Annotated in this window: 4 protein-coding genes; 2 read left to right on the top strand and 2 right to left on the bottom strand. The window is 44.8% G+C overall.

Annotated elements, in window-relative coordinates:
• Window positions 1–80 precede the first annotated feature (80 nt).
• Window positions 81–1,292 carry a GNAT family N-acetyltransferase gene (locus tag ACVBJC_RS16590; RefSeq protein WP_447162018.1) on the bottom strand — a complete coding sequence of 404 codons (1,212 nt, stop codon included), beginning with the start codon at window positions 1,290–1,292 and terminating at the stop codon, window positions 81–83.
• 586 nt (window positions 1,293–1,878) lie between these two features.
• Between ACVBJC_RS16590 and ggt the strand changes: the two genes are divergently transcribed.
• Together ggt and rihA are read left to right on the top strand one after the other, a co-directional pair.
• The gene (gene ggt, locus ACVBJC_RS16585) at window positions 1,879–3,594 is read left to right on the top strand and encodes a gamma-glutamyltransferase (protein WP_447162021.1); all 1,716 of its coding nucleotides are present in this window, start codon (window positions 1,879–1,881) and stop codon (window positions 3,592–3,594) included.
• Window positions 3,595–3,831: 237 nt separating this feature from the next.
• The gene (gene rihA / locus ACVBJC_RS16580; protein ID WP_447162017.1) at window positions 3,832–4,800 is read left to right on the top strand and encodes a pyrimidine-specific ribonucleoside hydrolase RihA; all 969 of its coding nucleotides are present in this window, start codon (window positions 3,832–3,834) and stop codon (window positions 4,798–4,800) included.
• A gap of 219 nt (window positions 4,801–5,019) precedes the next feature.
• Here the strand turns inward: rihA and ACVBJC_RS16575 are convergent, their stop codons facing one another.
• Window positions 5,020–6,954, bottom strand: a complete 1,935-nt coding sequence (locus ACVBJC_RS16575) for a B12-binding domain-containing radical SAM protein (protein WP_447162016.1) — start codon at window positions 6,952–6,954, stop codon at window positions 5,020–5,022.
• Between the last annotated feature and the right edge of the window lie 558 nt (window positions 6,955–7,512).

Raw genomic sequence — 7,512 nt, 5'->3', positions numbered from 1 at the left:
GTTTAAAAACACTCGGATTTTGCCATCTTATAAAGATCGGTCAACCGATCAATAAACTGCTAAATGATCGGCATTACTCGTTAGGCTCTGTTTTTGTATGGCAGTTTTGACTTAAGTTGCTGCATATAAATCTTTGTATTCTCAGCTTCTTGACGAGTAAAACTGTCAATTGCCTGTCTAAACTCATCATGGCAGATTTCATGATTTGAGAAAGTCTCCACCGGCTCAAACCCTCTTGGGACTTTATGCTCTCCCTGAGCTCCCGCATCAAATACCTGTAGCTTATTGGCAATGCAATACGCTATTCCTTGGTAATAGCAGGTTTCAAAATGTAAGCCGTCTACTTCAACTAAACAGCCCCAATAACGGCCATATAAATGAGTCTCTGTTTTAAAGTACAGTGCAGACGCAATACACTCTCTATCTTGATTACGAACCACTAAAAGCACGATTGACTCGGGCATGGTCTTAGCTAACGCCTCAAAAAATGCCAGGTTAAGATAACCATAATGCCCAGAACGTTTAGCATAAGTTTGCTGATAACAGCGATAAAACATCTTCCACAGATCGGCAGAAATTTGTTCTCCTTCAATAAACTCAAAGCTCAGGCCTAGAGGCGAGAGCTTTTGTCGTTCTTTATTAATGTCTTTTCGCTTACGCGACGTAAGTGACTGTAAAAAAGCTTGAAAGTCATCGTACTCGCGATTAAACCAATGAAACTGAGTGCCTAAACGCTGTAAGTTTTCCTGCTTTGAAAAATCAGTAAACTGTGATTGAGGTAGAAACAAACAATGCCAGCCAGAAAAACCATACTCAGATAAGCAGTTATTCAGAGTCTGGTTAATAAGCTGCCAGAGGGCTTGCTGAGCCTCAATACTAGCGTCTTTAGCGACTCCAAGGCGCAATCCTGTTACTGGCGTAAACGGAATGGCTGATACTAACTTGGGATAATAGGGCAACTGGTGGCGTTCATACGCCTCAGCCCAGGCCCAATCAAAAACGTATTCACCATAAGAATGGCTTTTAATATATAAAGGCATCACCGCTATAACGCCGCGACTCTCATCCGTTGTCGTCTCCCGAATGATTACATGTAACGGGGTCCAGCCACTTTGACTGCCAACACAGCCGCTTGACTCAAGCGCTGCCAAGTATTGATGCTGATTAAATGGATTACTATCGTGCATGAGCGCATTCCAAGTGTTGGCAGGCACCTTGTCGATAGCATCGATGAGATCAACCTCATACAGGGCGGTCCCCTCCTCACTTGTCGCTGCAGCATGTTTATCCAAACTCATCTCCCTTTGCCGTTACTGTTATGGTTAATATGGCTATTACTGTTACATTTGCCCATCGTTTAAGCTAACCACGTTGCCTCAGTAGTTTTACTTATGGTGTAAACATACAATATCGTGGGCTTATTATTTTGACTTACTATTTTGGACTTACTATTGTGAAATTATAGTGCGCACTTAATAGTGTAAGCTAACAGCGCAGTACGCATTAACCAAAGATCTGCAAACATATAATAACCCGCCTCATTGCTTTGTTAATCCGCTCATAATACAAACTCGCTAGGATTTTTCCCATCGACTTGCATTTAACACCAATAAACGTCACATTGCTGTCACGATATTTGAACCACACAGGTTTCAATCAACAACATTTAGCGCCACTTCTGGGACGACTACGACTCACTCGTTTCCTTGCTTTTATAACCGTTAATCATCATATTTGGGCAATAACAATAAATACAAAGGATTGAAAATGCGCGCTTTTAAGACTCTAGCTGACAAGACCCTAGCCCTTAAAACCTCAGACTTTAAAACTTCTTACCCTAAAATATCTGGCTTTAAAGTATTAGCCTTCACCATTTCGATGGCTATCCCCTTGACTACTCTAACGCTTGCTGCATGTTTCCCATTACAAGCAACAGCTAAAGAAACATCGATTTATAGCCATATGGCGACCGCTCAACCTATTTGGGCACAGCATGGCATGGTATCGAGTCAGGAGGCGCTTGCGACTCAGGCGGGGGTTGAAATTTTAAAACAAGGCGGCAACGCGGTTGATGCCGCGGTGGCTGTTGGTTTTAGCTTGGCTGTAACACTGCCAAGAGCGGGTAACATCGGTGGCGGTGGCTTTATGCTAGTTCACCTAAGCGAGCCTAATAAAACCATCGCTATCGATTATCGCGAAATGGCGCCCGCTAAAGCCCATCGTGATACTTTCCTCGATGAACAAGGTAACCCAGTGAATAAGTTAAGCCGTGAACACGGTTTAGCTGTCGGCGTACCGGGCACAGTGATGGGCATGGAGCTTGCATTAGAAAAATACGGCACCATGACCATGAAACAGGTGACTCAAACTGCGATTAACCTGGCTAAAGACGGAATTAAAGTCACCCCAGATCTGCATGCCTCTTTATCTGGCCTTAAACGCCGCATCGCCCAATGGCCGAGTTCTTCCGAGATTTTTTACAAAGCCGATGGCAGTGACTACCAAACCGGAGAACTATTAAAGCAGCCAGAATTAGCGCACTCACTGTCACTGATTGCTAAATCAGGCAGTAAAGGGTTTTATCAAGGCGAGACTGCTGAAAAGCTGGTTCACGCCATCCAATCTGCCGGCGGGATCATGACCTTAGGCGATCTTAAACACTATAAGGTTATTGAGCGTGAGCCCGTTGTCGGTGAATACCGAGGTTATCAAGTAGTCTCTATGCCACCGCCTTCATCGGGCGGCATTCACATTATCGAAATGCTCAATATGCTAGAAGGCTACCCCATAAAAGAGCTTGGCCTTAACACGGCAGCCACCTTGCATTTGATGACTGAGGCGATGAAACGCGCCTATGCCGACCGCAGCGAATACTTAGGCGACCCTGATTTTTATGATGTGCCTGTTAACGCATTAGTGAGTAAGGATTACGCTAAGCAATTAGCCAAGCAAATCTCATTAGATAAGGCTACGCCAAGCACTGACATTAAGCCCGGCAAACTTGCCCCCTATGAGAGCAATCAAACCACACATTACTCTGTGGTGGATAAATGGGGCAATGCTGTATCAAACACTTATACCCTCAACTTTAGCTATGGCTCAGGCCTAGTAGCTAAAGGCACGGGGATTTTACTCAATAATGAAATGGATGACTTTTCGGCTAAACCGGGCGTGCCTAACGGCTATGGTCTGGTTGGCGGTGAAGCGAATGCGGTAGAGGCAAACAAGCGTCCTTTAAGCTCGATGAGCCCAACCATTGTGATGAAAGATGGCAAACCTTATATCGTCACTGGTAGCCCTGGGGGATCACGCATTATTACCACTACGATGCAGATCATCATGAATGTGATTGACCACGATTTAAATATTGCCGAGGCCACCAATGCGCCGCGCGTTCATCACCAATGGCTGCCCGATGTTTTGCGGGTTGAGCATACGCTCAATCGAGATACACAGACCTTACTTAAAGCCAAAGGCCATGAGGTAAAAGTGAATAATGCCATGGGTTCGACGCAATCGATTATGGTTACAGAACAAGGTATTTTTGGCGCAAGCGACCCGCGCCGCGCAGGTAGCGAGACCGCTGGCTATTAACGTCATTGCAATAGGCGTTTAGACTAAGCCGTTTAATACAAAACCGGCCCTTAGCATAGTGCATAGCTAAGGGCCTTTTTGTGGATAGAGCAAAACCGCACTATTGATTCAGCAACTTATGAATCAGCAGCTTAAAAGCGATTACTCAGTCACAGTATTTGGCTTAATAACGCTCTAGGATGCTTAGCAAGAATCGAAATAGCATTTTAATAAACCTTCATTTTGCGGAGCCTAACAATGAGCCCTACTCTACACAACCAACACTCCCATAAAGTTACCCCGATTATTCTTGACTGCGATCCTGGCCATGATGATGCCATTTCATTAATTTTAGCCATGAGCAGCAATAAGCTTAATCCTTTAGCGGTAACCACCAGCGCAGGTAATCAAACTCCCGATAAAACCTTAAACAACGCGCTGCGTATTTTAACCTTACTTGAGCGTCACGATATCCCCGTTGCCGCAGGCGCACCTAAGCCGTTAGCTCGTGAGCTGATTATTGCCGACAATGTGCATGGTGAAAGTGGCTTAGATGGCCCAAAACTGCCCGATCCAGCTTTTGCACCGCAATCGATATCAGGCATTGAGCTGATGGCGCAAAAAGTACGTGAAAGTGACGAAGCGGTAACGCTAGTGCCATCTGGGCCGTTAACCAATATCGCACTATTTTTAGCAACCTACCCTGAACTTCATTGCAAGGTAGAGCGGATCGTGTTGATGGGCGGCGCTGCCGAAGCGGGTAACTGGACACCAGCAGCTGAGTTCAATATCTTTGTTGATCCAGAAGCCGCCGACATGGTGTTTAAGTCTGGTATTCCTATCACCATGTGTGGCCTTGATATTACTCACCAAGCACAAATTATGGATGAAGATATTGAGCGTATTCGTAAAATACCTAACCCTGTGGCTAAGTGTGTTGCAGAGTTGCTCGACTTCTTTATGATCTACCACAGAGATCCTAAGTGGGGCTTTGAAGGCGCTCCACTACACGACCCTTGTACTATCGCTTGGCTACTTAAACCTGAGCTATTCACCTCATACGACTGCTGGGTTGGCGTAGAGACTAAGGGCGAATACACCCAAGGCATGACGGTTGTTGATCGTTACCAATTGACCAATAACCCTCACAATACTCAAGTGTTATGTAAACTCGATCGACAAGGTTTTGTTGATTTAATCGTTGAATGCTTAAACGCATATAACTAATGATTTTTAGCTAATGAGCTGCAGCTAGCCTGTTATCGCTAACGCTGTACTGATAGCGCTATATTGATAGCACTAAATTGATAGCACTAAATTGATAGCACTAGATTTATGGTTATAACTTCATAAGCGTTTATTTATAAAAATGAAAAGGCCACTTTCTGCAGCAGAAAGTGGCCTTTTAGCATTAAAACTTATCGCTATTTAGCTAGAAAATGACGATTAGTCTTCGCTAGTTTCAATTAGATTATTAATCGCTTTTGAGATCAGATCTTTCTTCATCTGCGTTTTAGCCACTTTTTGGTTAAACCAAAAGCTCATCGGCTGCTCAAAACCAATACCGTGCATATAGTTGTAAATCGCTTTACGCAGCCCCTCGCCGAGCATTTCATGATCTGTGCCCGTTGGATCTGTAAAGTCGACATCGTTTTCAGCAAATAAAATCTCAGGGCGCTCGCTAAGCGTAATACCAAACTGCTCAGGATTAATACCGATAGGACTATGGATAGTCGCCACAAAACGGTGCCAGTATGCAGACTGAAAACACCCCTGACTCATCATCTGACGTACCATTTCCAGCGAATCAACCGTTTCTTGCTCCGTTTGAGTCGGAAAACCGTACATCAAATAAGCGTGAACCAATATGCCGGCATCACTAAAGGCTTTGGTGACTTGGGCAACGCGCTCAACGCTCACGCCTTTTTTCATCAGTTTCAACAGACGATCTGACGCCACCTCAAGGCCACCACTCACTGCGATACAGCCAGAATCAGCGAGTAACTGGCAACGCGCTTGGCTAAAGGTTCTCTCAAAACGAATGTTGCCCCACCAGCTGATCACGACATTGCGCTCAATTAAACGCTTAGCGAGTGTAAACAAAAGCTTTGGCGGTAGCGCTTCATCGACAAAGTGGAAACCTGTTTCACCAGTTTCTTCAATCAATTGCTCTATTCTATCCACCAACACATCGGCGCTAGCGGCATCAAAACGGTCAATATAATCTAAGCTGACATCACAAAAGCTACATTTACGCCAGTAACAGCCGTGGGCGATGGTAAGTTTATTCCAGCGTCCGTCGCTCCAAATGCGGTGCATTGGGTTAAGCATTTCACACAAAGATAGATATTCACCTAATGGCAGGCCGTCATACACAGGTGCACCCACATCGGTTTGCGGGATATCGTGCAGCTCAGTGTTTTCGTTAAAGTGTACGTAAGGCTCGCCATTTTCATCCTCAGCAAGGAAATAGGTACGCACCAAATCATCAATCTCACGCTGTCCTTGGAAATATTCAAGCAAGGTAATAAATGGACGCTCGCCATCATCAAGGCAGATAAAATCAACAAACTCAAACACACGGGGATCTTTAAGCGCACGTAGCTCAGTGTTAATAAAACCGCCGCCCATTACAATAGGAAGCTCTGGATTGATGGCTTTACAGGTTTGTGCAATACGCAGCGCGCCCAACATATTGCCAGGGAAAGGCACGGTTAATGCGACCACACTAGGCTGGGTTTCTTCTAAATATTGCTCGACTAACTGTTCTAGAATTTCTGAGCTAAAACTTGGCTCGTCCATCAGGGTATCGTAAAGGTTATCAAAGCTTGGGTTGGCCGCAGCAAGCTTCTCGCCATAACGGCTGACTTCAAAGTAAGGATCAACCCCTTGAGTGATAACGTTCGATAAGTCGTTAATAAACAGCGTGGCTAAATATTTGGCTTTATCTTGTACACCAAGATTACCAAAAGCCGCTTGCAACACATCGCCAGATACCGCTTCCATCTGGGCAATCGTGTCAAACGCAGGGCCTTCAGGTAAAAAGCGGCGCGAGTTAATACGCAGTGCAAGGCTGGGATCTTTGCCTTGTAAAAAGCGAATAGCAGGTTCAACGGCAAGGTGATAGCGGTCATACTCGGCCAGAAAATTGAAAATAACATCAGGCAGCTGATCGTCTTCAAAGTGCTCGTAGTTTTCTTCCACATGTTGACGAATAATCTCCAGCGCAGGCGCAGTCATCATCTCTAGGAAAAGCTCAATAGCAGGATCTCGCTGCACCGCCTCATAACCTCGAGAGCGTAAAAAACCCGTTAAATACGCTGTTGCCGGATAAGGCGTATTGAGCTGGGTCATAGGTGGAGTCATTAGAAGAACGGTCATAGCCTGCCTTTAAATAGTAAAACTTGAATACTCTGTTAGAAACTGAACGGTTTGATACAACAGTCCATTGGAAAACGTACCAGTGACGACGGGACAGTGATAAGTCCGTAAAGTTGGCCTATGAAAGCCATCAGTGAAAACGGTCACTAAGCTTCCGTTACACCCACCACTAAATAGCTTCAGTAAATGCCATCAGTTTATAAAGAGTGTGGCAGCAAAAAACGCAGCCAAAAAAATAATGAGGGATTCTAGCAAATGTACTAAATAAAAACCCGAAAATTAGCAGATGATAGCTTGATTTAGCAGCTGCACTTTAGGCATTGCCTAAAAAGTGATTACCTTTGAGTAAAAAGCTCAGCGACGCGGCAGCAGGGATAATCGAATGATGTGCTCAGATGGTCACAGATGAACCTTACCTCATAATGACACTCCCAACTCCCTATGGGTCAGACCTGAAGAAACGAGCTTATGTGCAGACATTACAGAGGCTCGCTGCAAACGTCAAAACACTGAAAAATACTCGCTTTACATCAATAGGTTACATTGATATGTTGAGTG

The organism is Shewanella sp. 0m-6 (assembly GCF_052977325.1).
The sequence above is the reverse complement of the archived record's forward strand: the minus strand, read 5'-3'. Positions and strand labels throughout refer to the sequence as shown.

Coding starts and splice junctions, on each gene's coding strand:
- ggt (WP_447162021.1), top strand. CDS start 1,879: ATGGCTATCCCCTTGACTACTCTAACGCTTGCTGCATGTTTCCCATTA.
- rihA (WP_447162017.1), top strand. CDS start 3,832: ATGAGCCCTACTCTACACAACCAACACTCCCATAAAGTTACCCCGATT.
- ACVBJC_RS16575 (WP_447162016.1), bottom strand. CDS start 6,954: ATGACCGTTCTTCTAATGACTCCACCTATGACCCAGCTCAATACGCCT.